Origin of the sequence: Halorussus salilacus, assembly GCF_024138125.1 — an archaeon.
GTDB lineage: Archaea > Halobacteriota > Halobacteria > Halobacteriales > Haladaptataceae > Halorussus > Halorussus salilacus.
Window position 1 is genome coordinate 764,928 of record NZ_CP099993.1, and the last position, 18,258, is coordinate 783,185.

Consider the following 18,258-nt stretch of genomic DNA (forward strand, 5'->3'; position numbering starts at 1 on the left):
ATCCGGGCGTGAAAAGGCCTGCTACACCGGCGAGGGCTTCGGGGCGGCCCGCGCCCGGGCGCGGGCCGCCCCGGTGGAAAACGGAACGAGGGGGCCAGCGCGCCTCAGAACGCGCCGAGGAGTGCCGACGACACCGCGCCGACGAGGCTCTCCCAGACCGAGAAACCGGTCGCGACCGCCAGAAGGGTGTCGGCCGCGAAGAACGCGAACAGCGCCGCCGCCCCGAAGTGGGCCTTCCGGGGGTCGAACCGGTCGGAGAACCGGTGGAAGAAGTAGGCGTTCGCGAGGCTCACGGGGATGATGGCGGCCATCTCGCCGACCCAGATGGCCGAGGTCGCGCCGTACTGGGCGGCGAGTCCGATGGTGACCAGCTGGGTCTTGTCGCCGAACTCGCCCGCGGCCATCATCACGAAGATGGGGGCGAATCCGCCCCACGACTCCGAGAGGTCCCGGCCCGCGATGGTGGGGAGGTCGACGTTCGGGGTGACCGTCGCGAACCCGCCGTCGGACTCGACCGACGTCCCCGACTCGTCGGCCGGAGGTGCCGACCGCCACAGCAGGACCGCGAACGCCAGGAACAGCGTCGCGGTCAGGAGGTCGAGCGCGAGCGGCGAGAGCGCGGTCTGGAGCGCCCGCCCGAACAGGATTTCGAGCGCGGTCCACCCCGCGAACGCCGCGCCCGCGGCGCTCACGACGACCTTGGGGTCGTACCGGGTCGAGAGGCCAGCGATGATGAACTGGACCTTCTCGCCCGGCAGGACCGCGAGCTGGGCGACGAACGCCACGACCGCGATCTCGGCCCAGCCGGTCACGCACCACCCACCCCGGTTTCGGGGGTCTCGTTGGCGGGGTCGACCGTTCGGACCCGGATGGACCGGGCGACGTTCTCGGGCAGGCTCTGGTCGCGTCGCTCGCTATCGGCGGCGGCCTCGCGGTCGAACGCCACCGTCACCATGCCGAACGGAGCCACGTCGACGACCTCGAGTTCGGTGCCGGGCGTGATGCCCGCGTCGGCGAGGTAGCCCAGTTCCTCCTCGTCGCGGTCGCTCACGCGCGCGACCACGACCGCGTCGCCCGAGTCGTACTCGGTGAGGGGCGTCGTGTCGTCCTCCTCGGGCGGCGTGAGGTCGGCGCTCGGGATGGGGTCGCCGTGCGGGTCGACCTCGGGGTCGCCCAGCGCCTCGGCGACCCGGCGCTCGAACTCCTCGCTGATGTGGTGTTCGAGCCGGTCGGCCTCGTCGTGGACCTCGTTCCACGAGTAGTCGAGGTGCTCGGTCAGGTACGCCTCCAGCAGGCGGTGGTGGCGCAGGACTTCGAGCGCGACCGTCTCTCCCTCCGGGGTGAGTTCGACTCCCTTGTACTTCTCGCGCTCGACCAGCCCCCGGTCTTCGAGCTTCTCGACCATGCTCGTCACCGTCGGCGGCGTCACGTCGAGGTACTCCGCGATTGCCGAGGTGGCGACGGGAGCGCCGTCCTCCGTCTGGAGGGCGTAGATGGCTTTCAGATAGTCCTCCATCACGTCGCTCAACATGGTGTCGTTTAGATTCGTCTAAAGTTTATATTTGTCCCTGTCCGGGAGGGCGGGAGACCGCCTGCGGTCTCCCGCCCTCCGGGAGAGTGTGCGACAGACCGCGCGAAACCGACGTTACCGGGCGTTTACTCGGCGATAGACCGGTCGTGTGCGACCGCCATCGAGCGCGTAGACGGCGTATAACTATGCCCGGGAGCGCCGTGGGTCCGAATCATGTCGAGAGCCGCGACCAGAATCGGGTGCCCGAACTGCGACGACCCCACCGTGGAGGTCGCCCGCGTCGTCGGCGAGCGCGACCCGGAGTTCCACGACGCGGGGCGACTCAAGGGGACGAGCGTCGACTGTAGCAACTGCGGCGACGAGTTCGAAGTATACTTCTACTGACCCCCTGACGCGATTCCGACCGCCGAACGCGAGCCCTTCCCCCCGCTTCGGTGGGCCTGACCCGGATGTAGACGGTCAATAACGATGTGACCGCTGGACGTGGGTGAGAGACATGACCGACTCAGAATCGAGCCGGGGCGTGACCGCCCACCACCACGACGGCAGTCTCGAACTCCGGTCGTCGGCGTCGCCCGACGCGTGGATCATCGCCGACAACCCCGCGACGGTCGAGCGCTAGATTCCCTTGCTCATCAGGTGACTCCGGAGCACGTCGTCGTCCTTGTTGCCCGCGCCGGTGTTGAGCAGGACGACGGTGTCGTCTTCGTCGAACTCCCCGCGTCGGGCGAGTTCCCACGCGCCGCTGGCGGCCGCCGCGCAGGTCGCGCCCATCTCCAGTCCCTCGCGCTGGGCGACCGCGACCGCGCTGTCGAGGATGTCCTCGTCGCTGGTGGCGACCGCGCCCCCGTCGCTCTCGCGCAGGGCGTCGAGGATGAGGGGACTCGCGCCGGGGTCCGGAATCTCGATGCCGCCACAGATGGTGTCGGGGACCTCCCAGACCTCGTGAACGTCCTTGCCCTCCTCGAACGCCTCGACGACGGGCGCGCATCCCGACGACTGGGCCGCGTACATCGACGGGAGTTCGTCGGTGAGGCCCAGCTCGCGGAGTTCCTTGGCCGCCTTGTGCATCCCGACGAGGCCGACGCCGCCGCCGGTCGGGTAGACGACCGCGTCGGGGACCTCCCAGTCGTTCTGCTCGACCACCTCGTAGAGCATGGTCTTCTTGCCCTCGTGGCGGTAGGGCGTCACGAACGTCTTGACCGAGTACCAGTCGTCGTGCTCGGCCATCGCGTCGGCGTAGGCCTCGCCCGCGTCGCCGATGCGCCCCTCGACGACCGTGAGGTCGCCGCCGTGGACGTTGACCATCGCCTTGTTCGTGAACCCCGACCGGGAGGGCAGGAAGACGTGCGAGTCGAGTCCGGCGCGGGCGGCGTAGGCCGCGGCGGCCTGCCCGGCGTTGCCCGCGGAGTTGAGCGCCACGTCGGTCGCGCCGTGCTGGACCGCCGCCGTCACGGCGGCGGTCTGCCCGCGGTCCTTGAACGTGCCCGTGGGGTTGCGGCCCTCGTCCTTGAGCAGGACGCGCCCGACCCCCAACTCCTCGGCGAGGTCGGGACACTCGACGAGCTGGGTCGCGCCCTCGTCCATCGTGACCGCCGATTCCCGCGGGAAGGGGAGAAGTTCCTCGTAGCGCCACATCGAGTCGAACCGCCGCGATTCGAGGGTCTCGCGCATGAGGTCGATGGCGTCATCGGAGTTCGAAGAACTCCGATTGCTCGTCAGGCTCCGCCTGACGGCGTCGTAGTCGTAGTCGGGGTCCAGAATCCCGTCGCAGTCGGGACAGCGGTGGGTCGCGGTCTCGGCGTCGAACGTCTCGCCGCAGTCGACGCAGGTCAGGCCGACGAACGCCTCGGTGGTCTCCATGCGCGGGCGTTGGAAGTCGAGGGACATATCGCTGGCCCTTCGCGGCAAGGGGTCGGGGTTCCGGGCAGAGGGCGGGCCGTCGCCGCGGTCACTCCCACTCGGGCTCGCGGTCGTCGAGGAACGCCCCCATCCCCTCGCGCTGGTCGTGGGTGCCGAACAGGCCGCTCCAGAGGCGGCGCTCGTACCGGAGTCCAGCCTCCTGACTCGTCTCGTGGGCCTGATTCAGCGCCTCCTTGGCGGCCCGCAGGGCGTAGGCGGGCTTTTCGGCGAGGTCGGCGGCGAGTTCCGCGACGTGGTCGTCGAGCTGGTCGCCCGCGACGACCTCGCCGACGAGGCCGTGTTCGTGGGCGTCTTGGGCGTCGATGCGCTCGCCGAAGAAGATCAGGCGGCGCGCTATCTCGTCGCCGACGAGGCGCGGGAGCCGCTGGCTCCCGCCCCAGCCGGGGATGATGCCCAGATCGATCTCGGTCTGACCGATGACCGCGTCCTCGGTCGCGACCCGGAGGTCGCAGGCCAGCGCGAGTTCACAGCCCCCGCCGAAGGCGTAGCCGTTGATGGCGGCGATGACGGGCGCGGGGAAGCGTTCGAGCTTGTCGGCGACCCGGTGGCCCAGTTCGGCGTAGGCCTGGGCCTCGGGCGTCGAGAGGTCCCGCATGTAACTGATGTCGGCGCCCGCGACGAAGGCGTCCTCGCCCGCGCCGGTGAGGACGAGCGCGCGAGCGCCCTCCTCGTCGGCCTCCGCGAGCGCCTCCTCGATGGCCTCCAGCGTCTCGACGTTCAGGGCGTTGAGTCGGTCGGGTCGGTCGACGGTCAGGGTTGCGACCCCGCCGTCGAACGTGAGCCGGATTGTGTCCCACTCGGACATATTCGGACCGACGACCGCGCACGGAATAATCCTTCCGAGAGACGGTCACGTTCCCGAGGGGTCGACTCTCTCGTGTTCGGGCGACCCCTGCATCCGGGTGCGAGACGTTGACCTCTCCGCACCGGCGCGCGCTGGCGCGACCCGCAAGTGGTCGCGCCATCGTTCGCGCGAGGGATGAGTATCGCAGGGTGTGAGCGGAGCGAACACCCGAGAAACGCAGTCGGTTGGGGAGGACGTGGCCCGCGGTCGCGGTGCGGTCTCACAGGTACCGGGAGTAGCTAGCCGCATGCTGACTGCCCCACCGAACCCGAATCGACCTTCTCGACGAGTTAGCACCGCGAAAATCCCCGAATTCTGCCACGATTCTGTCTCGTTCTCCCTTCCGGAAAGCGGAAATATCGCCCGGCCGTACCGTCCGGGCGATGACTCTCTCGGACGAGGCCCGCGACCGACTCGCCGACCTGGTGGAGCTACAGCCGACCAAGAACGCCGAACTGCAGGAGCGGTGGGGGCTCGACAGCGGGAGCGAGGTCCATCAGTACCTCGAAAACGAACTCAAGGACTACTACTACCGGGACGACAACAGCCTCATCCGCGCGACCGCCGAGGCCGCCGACCTCGTGGACGTGGAACCCGGCGTCGAGTCGGGCGAGGGCGGGGGCGTCCCCGAGGTCATCCGGGTGCCCGAACTCCAGCGACAGGTGTTCGCCGTGGTCGCCGGTCCCGACGACGACTCCGAGAGCGTGGTGTCGGTGCTGAACAAACTCCGCGAGGAGTTCGGTATCGACCCCGAGGCCGAGGCGGTCCGGAGCGCGCTCCAGAGCCTCCGGCGCAAGGGCGTCGTCGAGGTCGTCTATCGCGCCGTGCCGACCTTCCGGCTGACCGTGGCGCGCGACGAAGTGGACGTTCGGGTGTCGGACTAATCGGGACGCTCGCGCTCCCGACGCACCTCCAGCAGTCGCCGAATCCCCTTTCCCGGTCCGCCCTCGATGGGCCAGCCCCGCGTGCGCCACTGGGGCGGTTCGGGCGAGAACTCCGGACACGACCCCGAACACTCCGCACCGGTCTGGTGACAGGCCTTCGCGCCGCAGTACGGCAGGAGCGTCCGGCCCTCGCGTCGAAGCCGGAAGTGCCGACAGTCCGGGCGCATCGTCCCGGCGTAGTCGCGCCACCCCGTCTCGTAGGCGCGCTCGGCGATTTCGAGTCGCTTGTGGACCTTCCACTCGGGGTCGGCGTACTCGAAGCGCCCGGCGGTCCCGCCGTACTTGTTGCTCTCGCCGCGTTCAAGGATTCTGGTGCCGGGGGCGTCGGCGTCGAGGGTTCTGGGGTACCACTCCACGCTGGCGTCGCCCGCACCGCCCGCGTGGTCCCCGCCGCCCGCGTCGGCCGAATCGGTGTCGAGCGTCAGGATACCCGCTTCGACGGGCACGCTTTCGAGGAGCGCGGGTTCGACGCGCTCGCCCGTCGCGCGGGTCGCGACCCACACCTCGTCGGCGAGCGCGAGCGCCACGTCGTACTCCAGTTGGGGCCGGAGGGCGCGGGCCGCGCTCGCGTCGAGGTCGGGCTTGTTCTCGACCGCGACGACCCGCCGGACCCAGTCGGGATACGCCCACTTGCGGCGAATCTGGAGCCTGTTCCCTCGCTTGCGGACCTCCAGAATCCCGCGGTCGTCGGCCCGATGAATCGACTCGCGGACGTACCGCCACGGGTACCCCGGGTCCGGGAGGGCCTCGCGGTACCACTCCCAGTCGGCGGGCGCGTGGGGGACCACGTCGAGCAAATCCGAGTCGAGTCGCTCGGGACCGAAGTTCGTCCGCTTGCGGAGACCGTCGGGGTCGACCTCGACCACGATGGTGTCCCATCGCCTGCGCCGGGTGCCGAGCTGTCGGGCGACGATGGCGGGCCGGGTCTCGGACGCCTCGCCCGGCGGCCACTCGCGCTCGGCCCACCGACAGGTCCGCAACTCGAAGACGAACTCGGGGTCGGCCTCGGCGTCGCTCACGGCCGGACGTTGGAGCGAACGGGCGTAAGTCGTTCGGAAGTCGGTGCGGTTCGCGGCGGAGGCATAGCGATACGTCTGTCCGACGGGCGAAACGCGCCGCCAACGAGGGACGCGCTCAGATGTCGCCGTTGCCCTCCTTCTCGTTGAGGAACTCGTGGGCGTCTTCGAGTATCTCTCGCGGGCCGTCCTGCGTGATGGTGTTGATGGCCTGGTCGTAGTCGCGCCACTGGTGGTCGCGGTGTTCGTGGGAGAGCTCGGCGCTCGCCTCATAGGACTTCGCGACGAACAGGTGGACCGTCTTGTGGATGGTGTTGCCGTTCGCCTCGAAGACGTAGTCGTAGTCGTCCCGGAAGCCGTCGAGCAGGCGGAAGTCCTCGATTCCGGCCTCCTCTTTGACCTCGCGGATCGCGGTTTGCTGTAGCTCTTCGTCCCCCTCCACGCCGCCCTTGGGGAACTCCCAGTCGCCCGGGCGCGACTTGAGGAGGAGGTATTCGCGTCGACCGCGGGTGTCCCTGAACAGGATCGCACCCGCGCTCGTGGCTTGAACCGTCATTTGATGGTGTCTATACGGCGGTGCGTTAAGAGAATGTCGGAGGACTGCGCGCGGAGTCGGGCGGGTCCCCGCCAGCCACACCGTCGGAAGAACAGGCGATTTACGTACCTCGACGCTGAAGTGGTCGGACACCCAGCACCCAGCCATGACCTTCGTAACCAGAATCAGCCTCCAGAGCGGGAATCGCCCCGCGCTGGACCGCGTGGTGGACCGGATTCGAACGACCGCAGAGCGAAAGGGCGCGGAGCTCCGCGGGCCCCACTCGGCCCCGCCGACCGACCTCTCGGTGCCCCAGTACAAGACGACCGGCGGCGACGAGTCCCGCCAGTTCCGGTCGTGGGACTACACCGTCTACGCCCGCCAGCTGGAGATCGTGGGCCACAACGACGTGGCGCGGCAGGTCGCGGAGTTCGAGTTCCCCGACGGCGTCCACGTCGAGGTCGAGCTAGAGCAGATCGAACAGATGGCGTAGTCGCGGCTTGGATTCCGTTTCGTTTCTGTCTTCGTGATTCAGGGACTCTCGAATAGCGACGTTCCGTCCTCGAAAGCCCTCGACTCAGTGATACGGACCTCAAATGACCACGTTCCGTCCTCGAAAGCCCTCGACTCAGTGACACGGACCTCAAATGACCACGCTCCGTCCTCGAAAGCCCCCGGCCGCTCGCGGTCGCTGTGCAGGATATTCGGCGCTCTCAGCAACGCCCGCGCCGAATAGGGCCTGCACAGGCGACTGAAGTAAACGCGAGCGGCCGGGCCCTTTCAGTCCGACCCGGCCGCACAGCACCGCGACCGCAGGCCACAGTCCTCCCCAACCGACTGCGGTCCTCGACTGCTCGTTTCACTCGCAGTCTGCGGTCCTCATCCCTCGCACGCCTTGGCGCGACCCAAACCGCGGGTCGCGCCAGCGCGCGCCGGGTGGAAAAGCCAATTCCGGAATAGTCGAAGAAAAGACCGATTCGAAACGCGAACCCGCGACTCAGAACGCCGATTCGCCGACGCGCTCTAGGTAGGTCGCGGTCCCGGTGTGTGCGTCGTCGTCGAACGACTCGACCCGGAGGCGGACCCGCGCGTCCACCGCGTCGGCGGGAGCGTTCTCGACCCGGAGGATCGTGTTACCGACGCGCGCGACCGGCGTGTCGCCGTCGTGGCCCGTCACGAACACGGTGATCTCCTCGCCGGGGTCGAAGCTCGGCGTGTGCGACCGGAAGCCCCAGCCAGCGAGGTACTTGTCGAGGAAGCTCATACGCGGGCCACCTCCTCGGACTCGCGGTCCGAGACGTATTCGAGTCCGAACCCGGTCAGCGCCGAGAGGACGAAGATTCCGAACAGGAACCACCCGTGGAACACGAACGGCCACACTTCCGCGGGATTGACCAGCATCTCGCGGGTGAACCACTCGAAGCCCTCCGCGCCGACCAGCGACTGCATCTCGGCGTAGCCCACGAGGACGCCGCCCGCCCACGGGAAGATGTAGCCCAGCGCCGAGGTGTTGGCGTCGAGGATGTTCGCGCGCCGGTAGCCGTTGATGTTGAACCGCTCGCCGATGCGCGCGATGTAGGGCGCGATGGCGATTTCGGCCGCCGTGTTGATGGTTATCATCGCGTTGACCGACGCGGTCCCGAGCACCATGGTGGTCTCGGCGCGCCGGACGTTGGTGGCGACCCGGTTCAGCAGGAAGTCCTGGATGGCCTCGAAGCCGCCGCCCTTGATCATGATGCGCGCCCCCGCCACGATGAGCAGGGTCAGCACGATGAGCGGGAAGAAGCCCGACGCACCGCTGTAGATGCTGCCGCCGACGCCGACCTGATCGGACCCGGCCGGGACCGTCGTGAGGAACGGCAGGAACGAGAGCGACTCGGCGAACCCCGAACTGTCGGGCGCGCGGAACACGACCATGTCGGCGACCGACGCGAGCCCGAACGCGAGGTTCGCGACGGCCGCGACGATGATGCCCCACGAAATCGCCTCGACGATGTGACGGCCCCGGACCGCGGTGAAGATGACGGCCGCGATGGACGCGAGGTGGACCAGACCGAGCGGCCGAGCGCTCTCGGCGAGCACGTTCGCGCTCTCGGCGACCTCGACGCCGGACATCGACGCGCCCGCCACGAGGTAGCCCGCGAACGCCAGCACCGCCGCGACGATGGCGTACTTGAACCGGGAGGCGACGACGCCCCCGATGTCCGAGTCCTGCGTGACCGCGCTCACGATGGTGGTGTCGCTGACCGGTGCGAGGTTGTCGCCGAACACCGCGCCCGAGAGGATGGCCCCGAACAGCAGGACCGGGTTCGCGCCGACCAGCACGCCCGCCGGGAAGAACAGGCCGGTGAACGCGATGGTGGTCCCGTAGCCCGTGCCGATGCCGGTCGCGAGCAGGCCCGCGAGGATGAACGTGACCGCGGGGAACAGCGCCGCGCCGACCGAGAGGAAGTCGGCGGCCCACACGAGGCCGCCGACGAACCCGCCCGCCTGGATGGTGTCGGCGAACATGCCCGCCCAGAGCCACGCCACGATGGCTGTCGCGGCGACGCGCTGGGTCATCCCCTCGAAGATGGTGTTGGCGTAGGTCTTCCAGTCGCCCTTGGCGAAGAACATCCCCACGATGAGCGCGAGCAGCATTCCTGCCACCAGCCCCGTGGTGTCGCCGATGCGGAACAGTCCGCTCTGGACGATGGCCCACGCGATGAACAGCGCGATGGGGATGGTGCTCGCGATGGGCCCGCCGTAGAACTCGATGCGGCTCTCGCGACGCGCCGCTCGCTCCTCGGCCAGTTCCTGCGCTACTTCGTCGTCCGTCGAATCGTCAGAGTTTTCCATGCACTCGCCTCCGTATCACCACCGATTTGCGCGGAGGGTTATAAATCATCCCGAGAAACTGTCAACTCGAACATCATTGTGCGGTCGAGCCGGTCGTGCGGATTGCCGGGCCTGGAGGACTTATGTCGCCTCCGCACCACCGCACGGGTATGAGCCAACAGGCCGCACCCGACCGACTGGTCGAACTCCGACGCGACCTCCACCGCCACCCCGAACCCGCGTGGCGGGAGTTCTACACCACCGCGCGCATCGTCGAGGAACTCGAACGGGTCGGCGTCGACGACCTGTACGTCGGTCCGGACGCAATCGCCGAGGACGAGCGGATGGCGGTCCCCGACGACGAGGAACTCGACGAGTGGTACGAGCAGGCCCGCGAAGAGGGCGCAGACGAGGGGATACTCGAACAGCTACGGGGCGGGTACACCGGCGCGGTCGCCGTCGTCGAGAAGGGCGAGGGCCCCACGGTCGGACTCCGGGTGGACATCGACGGCCTCCTGCGTGGGGAGTCCGAGGACGACGACCACGTCCCCGCCGCCGAGGGGTTCCGGTCCGAGCACGAGGGGGCGATGCACGCCTGCGGCCACGACGCCCACGCGACCATCGGCATCGGGGTCATCGAGGCGGTCAAGGAGACCGACTTCGAGGGCACCTTCAAGGTGTTCTTCCAGCCCGGCGAGGAGATGATCGCGGGCGGGAAGGCGATGGCCGAGAGCGACCACATCGCCGACGTCGACGACCTGCTGGCGGTCCACATCGGACTCGACCACCCGACCGGCGAGGTCGTCGCGGGACTCGACGGCTTCCTCGCGGTCAGCCACTTCCTCGCGGAGTTCGAAGGCGAGCCCGCCCACGCCGGGGGCCAGCCCAACGAGGGAGAGAACGCCATCCAGGCGGTCGCGACCGCCATCCAGAACCTCTACGCCATCCCGCGCCACGAGGACGGCGCGACCCGGGTCAACGCCGGGAAGATAGGCGGCGGCACCGCGACCAACATCATCGCCGAGCGGGCCCACGTCGAGGGCGAGGTCCGGGGCGAGACCACCGAACTCAAGGACTACATGAAAGAGCGGGCCGAGCGCGCGCTCGAATCCGCCGCCGAGATGCACGGCTGTACGGTCGAGCGCTCGACCAACGGCGAGGCCCCCAGCGCCGAGAGCGACCAGGAACTCGTGGACGCGGTCGGCGCGGTCGCGGGCGAGACCGACGGCGTGGAGAACGTAATCGAGCGCGACGAACTCGGCGGGAGCGAGGACGCGACCTACCTGATGCGCGCCGTCCAGGAGAACGGCGGCCGCGCGGCGTACGTCGGAGTCGGTACCGACCACCCCGGCGGTCACCACACCGCGACGTTCGACGTAGACGAGGACTCCATCCCCATCGCCATCGACGTGCTCGCGGGGGCCGTCGCCGCGCTCGGCGAGCGCCGACCCTGAGCGCACGTCGGTCCGGCCTCCGCGCCGGTCGCCGCATCGGTCGCCGTCCCGTAGTCGCCGTCCCGCGGTCACGTCGGCCGTCTTCGAGAACCGCCGCGCTCGCTATCGTGTCAGATTGAAAATTGACTCGACACAAGGTATTCAAATTGGATTCAAGGAATTTTTATAGATAGACGCGCGACTGTCGAGTAGCACCTCTTCCCGGAGGAGAATGACAGATGAGTGAGAACCTGAGCGAGAACCCGAACGACGCCGGTCTTACCGGTGCGAGTCGACCACAGAACGAGGACGAACCGCTCAGCACGGCGGTCATCGACGCGGTGGCCGCCGCCGCCGACGTGGAACCGGCGGAGCTCGGAACGTCCCTGTACGACCAGATAGACCCCGACGCGCTCGACAACCTCTTCAGTAACCGACACAACGGAATGCCGCGCGGTAGCGGCCACGTCGTCTTTCGCGTGCTCGACTACGAGGTCACGGTTTACAGCGACGGCCACGTCGTCGTCGACGAGTAAGCGACCGCCCCCTCGACGCTTCCCGACACCCGCTTTGCGCGAGGAGCCGTGGGCTCGTTTCGGCGGCAAACGGTCCGAGTCGAAAGCTCTAATCGGGAGGGCTTCGAATCCCGGCGTATGGCCGACGAAAACGAAGACGACGAGGAACCCGCCGTCGAACTCGGCGAGGGCGAACCCGTCGACGGTGCGCCCCTCGCGAGAATCGCGTCGCGACTCCACTGGCCGATCCAGAAGAGCGAGATCGTCCGGAAGGTCGGCGACGAGACCGTCCGGACCCCCGACGGCCCGCGCGACCTGACCGACGTGCTGGCCGACGTCGAGGAGACGTACTTCGACAGCCGACAGGAGTTCACCCGCAACGTCCGCGAGGTGGTCGGGACCGGTCCCGTGCCGACCGCCGACGAGTAACGTGTCGGTCGCGCGGTCGGTCCGCCGGGAACTCGCCCGGCTGAGCTGGGTCCAGCGGTCCCTGCTCGCGGGCGCGGTCCTGACGGCGGCGTGGATGTCGTGGGACGTATCCGGGCTGAACGAGCGGCTCGTCCGGGACGTCGTCGTGTACATCCTCGCGCCGCTGGCGCTGGCGCTCACTCACGGGCGTCACATCGGATTCAGAGTGAATCGACGCGCGCTCCGAAACACAGCGTTGCTCTCGCTTTTCGTCCTCCCGTTCTACGTCGTCGGGTCGTCGCTCCCGACGATTCGGGCCTACTACCCCATGTGGGAGACCGGCGCGGCGCTCGGGGAGTTTCTCCCCCACGCGCTCAAGCAGTTCGTCATCGCCTTCGCGGCCGAGACGTACTACCGGGGACTGCTCTGCGTCGGCGTCCGCGAGGTCGGCTTCAAGAGCGTGTTCATCAGTCCCATCGTCTACGCGTTCCACCACCTCTACAAGCCGCCCATCGAGTTGGCGCTGTCGGGACCGACAGACGTGCTGTTCGGTGCGGTCGACTATCACAGCGAGTCCATCCTGCCGTCCGTGGTCGCACACGGCGTCGGACTGGCTGCGCTCGACTGGCTGGTGCTCCACCCGCCGGTGGTGCCGCCCGAGCTGGTCCTGCGGTGGCTCTCGTGGCTCCCGATTCCGCTGTAGCGCGGTCCGGAGACCGCTCGGGCGCTCGACCCGGAAAAGAGTTTTCAGACGCGCTCTCCGCCGCAACAGCTGGAAGAACGGACTACATCTGTACGAACGAAACAGACTTTCAATCGAGATTACGAGTTAAGTATGTTTAGGTCTTACGGTGCATCTGACCTGTTCCCTCAGTGATTACACCCCGCGGACCAACGGAGAGACACAGATGAGTAGAAGCGACGACGTGCGGGAAACAGTCGAACTCACACGAAACCACGGCGCGGAGACGCCCTGCGGCCGACGGGACGGGCAGGAGTGACCGGGATGGATTCGTCGGTTCATCGGCTACGCCCCGTCGGAGGCGACGCCGCGCGACGAGAGGCTTCCGCTTCGCCCCTCAACGACGCGAGCGGGTTCGAAGCCGACGCCGAAGGAGATGGCGTCCGGTTCGAGTCGCCGACCGGGACGCCGTCCGAGGACGGGTACGCGGCGCTCGACCTCCTGGTCGAGGGCGAGGAGTCGGTCAAGTTCCACCTGCGATTCTCCTCGGCAGACGGGGAGACGCGCGTCCTCGGCTTCCGACTGCTCCCGGCGTGTCAGGCGCGCGTTCGAGTGCCCCTCGCGGCCATCGCGGACGACTCGTTCGTGCTGGAACGGGACGGGGCGGTCCTTCAACGCCGCGTCCAAGGCGACCGATTCGACCCCTCGAAACTCGACCAAATCGAGTTGCGACTCGATCGGGCGGCCTCGACGCCGGTTCGGTGGTGGCAGACGCCGCTCGGGATTCGAGGCGATGAACCGCCGCGTCTCACCGACCCCGACCTCCCCGACGGACCGCTACTCGACGAGTTCGGACAGTCCGCCCGGCGCTCGTGGTCGGGGAAGACGGAATCGCGTTCGGAACTCGAAGGGCGACTCCGACGCCAGCGCGACCGACCGGCCGACCGGTCGCGGAGAGCGGAACGCTCGGAGTGGGGCGGGTGGACGGACGGCCCGAGGTTCGAGGCGACCGGCTACTTCCGAATCGAACGCGACGGCGACCGCTGGTGGCTGGTAGACCCGGACGGCCGCCCGTTCTGGTCGACCGGCATCTGCTGTATCCGGCCCTACCCCGAGACGGCCTACGGCGGACTCGACGACGCGCTGGCGTGGCTTCCCGACTCCAACAGGGAGTTCGCGGCCGCGTTCGACTCGACCGACGCACCGGACGAAGTGTCGACCGTGAACTACCTCGTGGCGAACCTGATTCGGGCGTTCGGACCGAACGAGTGGCGCGACGCGTGGGAGCGAATCGTCGACGGCGAGTTACGGCGGTTAGGAGTCACAACCGTGGGCGCGTGGTCGGACCGAGAGTGGGCGCGCGACGCCGCGTGGCCCTACGTCCGGACGCTCCCGTGGGAGTTCGACGGCGTCGAGTCGGTGGCGTGGGACTTCCCCGACGTGTTCTCGCCCGCGTTCGAGGCGGCCGCCGAGGAAGTGGCCGCGCCGCTCGCCGAGACCGCTGGAGATGCCGCGCTGGTCGGCTACTTCCTCGGGAACGAACCCGACTGGGCGTGGATGGACGAGTTGCCCGCGTGGGAGATGCTCCGCTCGACGGAGGCGTGTGAGACCCGGACCGCGTTCGCCGAGTGGCTCCGAGAGCGCTACGACTCTGCGTCGGCACTCTCGGACTCGTGGGACGCGGACTGTTCGTTCGCGGACGTGGAGTCGGGGCGCTGGACCCAGTCGCGCCCGGACGGAGCGACCGCCGATCTCCGCGCGTTCAGCGAGCGCATGTCCGAGCGGTTCTACGAGACTCTCGTCACCGCGTGTCGCCGCGTCGACTCCGAACACCTGTGTCTCGGCACGCGGTTCCCATGGTCGCCGCCCGAGTGGGCGGTCCCCGGACTGAAGTCGTTCGACGTGCTCTGTCTCAACTGCTTCCGGCCGCGCGTCCCCGAGGAATACGGCGAACTGTGCGAGCGACTGTCGGCTCCCCTCCTCGTCGGGGAGTTCCTGTTCGGCGCGCTCGATGTCGGTCTACCCGCACCGGGCGTCCAGTGGGTTCCCGACCAGCGGGCGCGCGGCGACGCGTATCGGGTGTTCGTCGAAGACGCCGCGAGTCGGCCGTGGTGCGTGGGTGCCCACTGGTACGGCCTGTACGACCAGTCCGCGATGGGGAAGCGCAACGGCGCGAACTTCAACATCGGGATTTACGACGTTTGCAACCGATCGTACGAAGAATTACTCGATTCGATACGGGCGAGCAATCGGCACATCTACGAGGTAGCCGCGGGATGCCGTGTGCCGTACGCCGACGAACCGGAGTACCTCGGCGTCTATTTCTAGCTTTTGAGCGCGGCTTTTTCACCGCTCGGCTCCAATGGAGTCTCGCATGACGCTCCCAATCGACCCCACGGCACTCGACGCCGGGGACATCGGCGAGAAGGAAGCGACGCTGGAGATGGACCACGAGGAGGCCGTCGAGCACGTCCGCGAGGCGTTCACGGACGCCGGGTTCGGCGTCGCGGTCGAGTTCTCGGCTTCCGAGATGCTCAACGAGAAGGTGGACGCGGGCCGCGACCCCTACTACGTGCTCGGAGCGTGCAATCCGAACATGGCCGACCGGGCGCTCGACGAAAGCGACAACCGAATCGGCGCGCTGTTCCCCTGCAATGTGGTCGTCTGGCAGGAGGAACCCGGTCGACAGACGGTCTACCACGTCAGCATCATGCGGGCCGCTCGTCTGCTGGGGATGGCTCCCGACGACGACGAGTGGGCCGACATCGTCTCCGGGACCGGCGAACTGGTCGAGGAGGCGTGGGGCAACCTCGATACCGCGTAGCTACTCCTCGTCGTTCAACCGACGGATCTCCTCGCGGAGCAGTTCGACCTCCCGGCGGAGCTCCGCGATCTCGTCGTCCGGCATCCCCTCCGACTTCGAGCGCGTGTAGAGGAGAAATCCACCGCCGACGAGCGCCAGCGGCAGGCCAAACAGGACTACGACGACCAGGAGGATGACTACCAGCTCGAGGCCACCGGGGACGGGGCCGAAGAGCGGAACCATATCGGGAACTGGTTCGAGGGCGAGAATAAATCTTCTCGTCGTCCTCACGAGAAGTCCGAGAGGTTCGCCTGAAGTCCCGAGAGCATGTCGGACTTGCGCCGGAGGTCGCCGAGCGACACCGGGAGCTGGGGGACGAGCTGGCCGACCGCGCCGTGGAACGTCTCGGCCTCGCCGTATTCGCCGTCGAAGGCGTTCCGGACGCTCTCGCGGATCTGCCAGACGCCGACCGGGGCCCAGTAGTCGTCCGAGACCTCCCGGAGGACGAGACACTTCGCCTGCCGACCGACCGATTCGAGGTGTTCGAGGACCGCCAGCCGCGAGGCGTAGTACGCACCCGCGGTCTCGTCGACGTATCCGGTGCGGCCCTCGAACCCCTCCGAGGCGCTCGCCATCCACGTCTCGCCGTTGGGGTCCTGATTCCAGATACTGCCGGGCGCTTTCATCTCGACCAGTTCGAACTCCCACTGGCCGGGCGTCAGGACGACCCAGTAGCGGTTGCCGACGTACTCGTTGACCCAGACCTGGGTCTCGTCGACGCTCGGATTGGTTCGGATCTGGCCCCGGAGGAACTGCCCAATGGTGTCGTCGACCGCGGTTATCGACCACCGGGTGGGGACGAGCCGCCGGTTCTCGCCCTTGCCGAGCGCGCCCGCCGAGAGGATGTCGTTTATCTCGTAGACGTCGAATCCGCGCCGGTAAAGGTAGGTCATCGCGCCCTGTGCCTGCCAGTCGTCGTCTTCGAGGGTCTTCTTCACCGGGCGCGGGACGTGGGGGTTCTCCGCGAGGTCGGCGGAGGTCGCGCGGGCCGACGGCCCAGTCGGGGTCGCGACGTCGTCGACCTCGAGGTCGAGGTCCAGCGAGTCCGAGAGTCCGATCTCGACGTCGACCGGTCGGTCGGCGATGGCGACCTCGCGCTGGGTGCCGACGAAGCCGTCCCACGCGTCGTCGACGCGGGTCACGTCGGCGGAGTGGTTCGAGTTCAGCAGGCCGGTCCGGTACTGGAGGACGTTGTCGATGTCGAGGCCGCGCTCGTACCATTCGCTACTCGTGGCGAACTCCGAGGCGCGCTCTTCTTCCCCGACGGGCGAGAGGATGCCGGTCGAGACGTTGGGGTAGTCCGACCGGCCGACGAAGACGGAGGGAGAGGTGCTCCCGAACAGCGAATCGCCCTGCGCCACGTCGGCGAACCGGTCTTTCACCTCGTCGACGTAGTCGAGGATCTCGTAGGACTTCTCCTCGGCGAGGCGGCGCTTACGCTGGTCCTCGTCGGGTTCGAGACCCTCGATGTACTCGTCGAGACGCATTCGACCGGAGTTGGCACTCGAAGGGTTTGAACCTTTCTCGCAGTCGGAGAAGGTCCGAGGCTCGGTTGGGCTTGCAGGTGGTCCTCGGGTCTCCCGGAGCGGTCGGGCCACCGTTTCGCGGGCCGTTCCGGGGAGGCGGTCAGGTCACGCCACGGATTGGACGCGTCTCCGTACTTGAACCTACGGACCCGACGGAATCGTAATGCGGGAAATCGTGAACCGGAGAACCGCGATACGAATGCGGGAGGCTCCCCGAGGGGCGCGAGGGACCGCGAGAAGTCAGTAGAAGACGCTTAGCTGTGGATGCCCATCGCTTCGATCTGCTCTTGATACCGGTTCCGGATTGTGACCTCGGTGACCTGCGCGACGTCGGCGACCTCGCGCTGGGTCTTCTTCTCGTTACAGAGCAGTGACGCCGCGTAGATGGCGGCGGCGGCGTAGCCGGTCGGGGACTTGCCCGAGAGCAGACCCTCCTCGGCGGTGGTCTCGATTATCTCGTTGGCCTTCGTCTGGACTTCTTCGCTGAGTTCGAGTTCGGAACAGAACCGCGGGACGTACTTCTTCGGGTCGACCGGCTTCATCTCCAGACCGAGTTCCTGGGAGATGTAGCGATACGTTCGTCCGATCTCCTTGCGTTCGACGCGTGATACCTCCGAGATCTCTTCGAGGCTTCGCGGGATGCCCTCCTTTCGACAGGCGGCGTAGAGCGCGGAGGTGGCGACGCCCTCGATGGAGCGGCCCCGGATGAGGTCCTCCTTGAGCGCGCGCCGGTAGATGACCGACGCGACCTCCCGAACCGACCGCGGGACGCCGAGCGCCGAGGCCATGCGGTCGATCTCGCTGAGCGCGAACTGGAGGTTGCGCTCGCCCGCGTCCTTGGTGCGGATGCGTTCCTGCCACTTGCGCAGGCGGTGCATCTGACTCCGCTTTTTCGACGAGATGGACCGCCCGTAGGCGTCCTTGTCCTTCCAGTCGATGGTAGTCGTCAGCCCCTTGTCGTGCATCGTCTGGGTCGTCGGCGCGCCGACGCGACTCTTCTCCTGACGTTCCTGGTGGTTGAACGCGCGCCACTCAGGACCGGGGTCGATCTGTTCTTCTTCGACGACCAGACCGCAGTCGTCGCAGACGAGTTCCGCCCTGTCGGAACTCTTGACGAGGTTGTCGGAACCACACTCCGGGCACTCCCGTACACCCTCTTCGGCCTCGTCCTGTTGCTCCGCCTCGGCTTGGCGCTCCCGCTGGCGAGTGGACCGTGTCATC

At 67.9% G+C, this 18,258-nt stretch carries 21 protein-coding genes; 10 read left to right on the forward strand and 11 right to left on the reverse strand.

Going from position 1 to position 18,258, the window contains the following annotated elements:
- Positions 1-104 precede the first annotated feature (104 nt).
- Both NGM10_RS03880 and NGM10_RS03885 read right to left on the reverse strand, forming a co-directional pair.
- A complete protein-coding gene (locus NGM10_RS03880; RefSeq protein ID WP_253481998.1) occupies positions 105-812 on the reverse strand; it encodes a TMEM165/GDT1 family protein in 708 nt (235 codons plus the stop codon).
- Positions 809-1,531 carry a metal-dependent transcriptional regulator gene (locus NGM10_RS03885; RefSeq protein ID WP_253482000.1) on the reverse strand — a complete coding sequence of 241 codons (723 nt, stop codon included), beginning with the start codon at positions 1,529-1,531 and terminating at the stop codon, positions 809-811. The genes NGM10_RS03880 and NGM10_RS03885 overlap by 4 nt, the downstream gene beginning before the upstream one ends.
- A gap of 213 nt (positions 1,532-1,744) precedes the next feature.
- On the opposite strand from NGM10_RS03885, the gene NGM10_RS03890 reads away from it, so the two are divergent.
- Positions 1,745-1,915 (forward strand): hypothetical protein, encoded by a 171-nt coding sequence (locus tag NGM10_RS03890; RefSeq protein WP_253482002.1) that lies wholly within the window; start codon positions 1,745-1,747, stop codon positions 1,913-1,915.
- Between the two features lie 112 nt (positions 1,916-2,027).
- On the forward strand, positions 2,028-2,153 hold the full coding sequence (locus tag NGM10_RS18165) for a hypothetical protein (protein WP_256504373.1): 126 nt from the start codon (positions 2,028-2,030) through the stop codon (positions 2,151-2,153).
- Here NGM10_RS18165 and NGM10_RS03895 read toward each other — a convergent pair.
- Entirely contained in the window at positions 2,150-3,394 is a 1,245-nt protein-coding gene (locus NGM10_RS03895) for a threonine synthase (RefSeq protein ID WP_253482005.1), read from the reverse strand. The genes NGM10_RS18165 and NGM10_RS03895 overlap by 4 nt on opposite strands.
- Positions 3,395-3,482: 88 nt before the next feature.
- Positions 3,483-4,259 (reverse strand): enoyl-CoA hydratase/isomerase family protein, encoded by a 777-nt coding sequence (locus NGM10_RS03900; RefSeq protein WP_253482007.1) that lies wholly within the window; start codon positions 4,257-4,259, stop codon positions 3,483-3,485.
- 422 nt (positions 4,260-4,681) lie between these two features.
- Between NGM10_RS03900 and NGM10_RS03905 the strand changes: the two genes are divergently transcribed.
- Positions 4,682-5,182 (forward strand): DUF5797 family protein, encoded by a 501-nt coding sequence (locus tag NGM10_RS03905; protein ID WP_253482009.1) that lies wholly within the window; start codon positions 4,682-4,684, stop codon positions 5,180-5,182.
- On the opposite strand, the gene NGM10_RS03910 is transcribed toward NGM10_RS03905, so the two are convergent.
- Positions 5,179-6,261, reverse strand: a complete 1,083-nt coding sequence (locus NGM10_RS03910; RefSeq protein ID WP_253482011.1) for a DUF5787 family protein — start codon at positions 6,259-6,261, stop codon at positions 5,179-5,181. The two genes, NGM10_RS03905 and NGM10_RS03910, sit on opposite strands and share 4 nt — an antisense overlap.
- Before the next feature lie 115 nt (positions 6,262-6,376).
- Entirely contained in the window at positions 6,377-6,814 is a 438-nt protein-coding gene (locus tag NGM10_RS03915) for a bis(5'-nucleosyl)-tetraphosphatase (RefSeq protein WP_253482014.1), read from the reverse strand.
- Between the two features lie 145 nt (positions 6,815-6,959).
- Here NGM10_RS03915 and NGM10_RS03920 point away from each other — a divergent pair, with 145 nt between their 5' ends.
- Positions 6,960-7,286: an uS10/mL48 family ribosomal protein gene (locus NGM10_RS03920; protein ID WP_253482016.1), complete on the forward strand. Its 327-nt coding sequence runs from the start codon at positions 6,960-6,962 to the stop codon at positions 7,284-7,286.
- Between the two features lie 504 nt (positions 7,287-7,790).
- On the opposite strand, the gene NGM10_RS03925 is transcribed toward NGM10_RS03920, so the two are convergent.
- Positions 7,791-8,057, reverse strand: a complete 267-nt coding sequence (locus tag NGM10_RS03925) for a DUF7513 family protein (protein WP_253482017.1) — start codon at positions 8,055-8,057, stop codon at positions 7,791-7,793.
- Positions 8,054-9,631, reverse strand: a complete 1,578-nt coding sequence (locus NGM10_RS03930) for a Na+/H+ antiporter NhaC family protein (RefSeq protein ID WP_253482019.1) — start codon at positions 9,629-9,631, stop codon at positions 8,054-8,056. Before NGM10_RS03930 ends, NGM10_RS03925 begins: the two co-directional genes overlap by 4 nt.
- A 149-nt stretch (positions 9,632-9,780) precedes the next feature.
- Between NGM10_RS03930 and NGM10_RS03935 the strand changes: the two genes are divergently transcribed.
- The 6 genes from NGM10_RS03935 to NGM10_RS03960 all read left to right on the forward strand — a co-directional run bounded on the left by NGM10_RS03935 (position 9,781) and on the right by NGM10_RS03960 (position 15,472).
- Complete coding sequence (locus NGM10_RS03935; RefSeq protein WP_253482021.1) at positions 9,781-11,064, forward strand: amidohydrolase; 1,284 nt, start codon at positions 9,781-9,783, stop codon at positions 11,062-11,064.
- A gap of 218 nt (positions 11,065-11,282) precedes the next feature.
- Positions 11,283-11,579 carry a DdfA family disk-determining factor gene (ddfA, locus tag NGM10_RS03940; RefSeq protein ID WP_253482023.1) on the forward strand — a complete coding sequence of 99 codons (297 nt, stop codon included), beginning with the start codon at positions 11,283-11,285 and terminating at the stop codon, positions 11,577-11,579.
- 117 nt (positions 11,580-11,696) lie between these two features.
- The gene (locus tag NGM10_RS03945) at positions 11,697-11,987 is read left to right on the forward strand and encodes a DUF5789 family protein (protein ID WP_253482025.1); all 291 of its coding nucleotides are present in this window, start codon (positions 11,697-11,699) and stop codon (positions 11,985-11,987) included.
- Between the two features lies 1 nt (position 11,988).
- Positions 11,989-12,669 carry a CPBP family intramembrane glutamic endopeptidase gene (locus NGM10_RS03950; protein ID WP_253482027.1) on the forward strand — a complete coding sequence of 227 codons (681 nt, stop codon included), beginning with the start codon at positions 11,989-11,991 and terminating at the stop codon, positions 12,667-12,669.
- A gap of 303 nt (positions 12,670-12,972) precedes the next feature.
- On the forward strand, positions 12,973-14,976 hold the full coding sequence (locus NGM10_RS03955; RefSeq protein WP_253482029.1) for a hypothetical protein: 2,004 nt from the start codon (positions 12,973-12,975) through the stop codon (positions 14,974-14,976).
- A gap of 46 nt (positions 14,977-15,022) precedes the next feature.
- Positions 15,023-15,472 carry a DUF302 domain-containing protein gene (locus NGM10_RS03960; protein WP_253482031.1) on the forward strand — a complete coding sequence of 150 codons (450 nt, stop codon included), beginning with the start codon at positions 15,023-15,025 and terminating at the stop codon, positions 15,470-15,472.
- On the opposite strand, the gene NGM10_RS03965 is transcribed toward NGM10_RS03960, so the two are convergent.
- The 3 genes from NGM10_RS03965 to NGM10_RS03975 all read right to left on the reverse strand — a co-directional run bounded on the left by NGM10_RS03965 (position 15,473) and on the right by NGM10_RS03975 (position 18,257).
- Positions 15,473-15,694 (reverse strand): hypothetical protein, encoded by a 222-nt coding sequence (locus tag NGM10_RS03965; protein ID WP_253482034.1) that lies wholly within the window; start codon positions 15,692-15,694, stop codon positions 15,473-15,475. It abuts the gene before it with no gap.
- A gap of 44 nt (positions 15,695-15,738) precedes the next feature.
- Complete coding sequence (nreA, locus tag NGM10_RS03970) at positions 15,739-16,998, reverse strand: DNA repair protein NreA (RefSeq protein ID WP_253482036.1); 1,260 nt, start codon at positions 16,996-16,998, stop codon at positions 15,739-15,741.
- A 293-nt stretch (positions 16,999-17,291) separates the two neighbouring features.
- Positions 17,292-18,257 (reverse strand): transcription initiation factor IIB, encoded by a 966-nt coding sequence (locus tag NGM10_RS03975; RefSeq protein WP_253482039.1) that lies wholly within the window; start codon positions 18,255-18,257, stop codon positions 17,292-17,294.
- Between the last annotated feature and the right edge of the window lies 1 nt (position 18,258).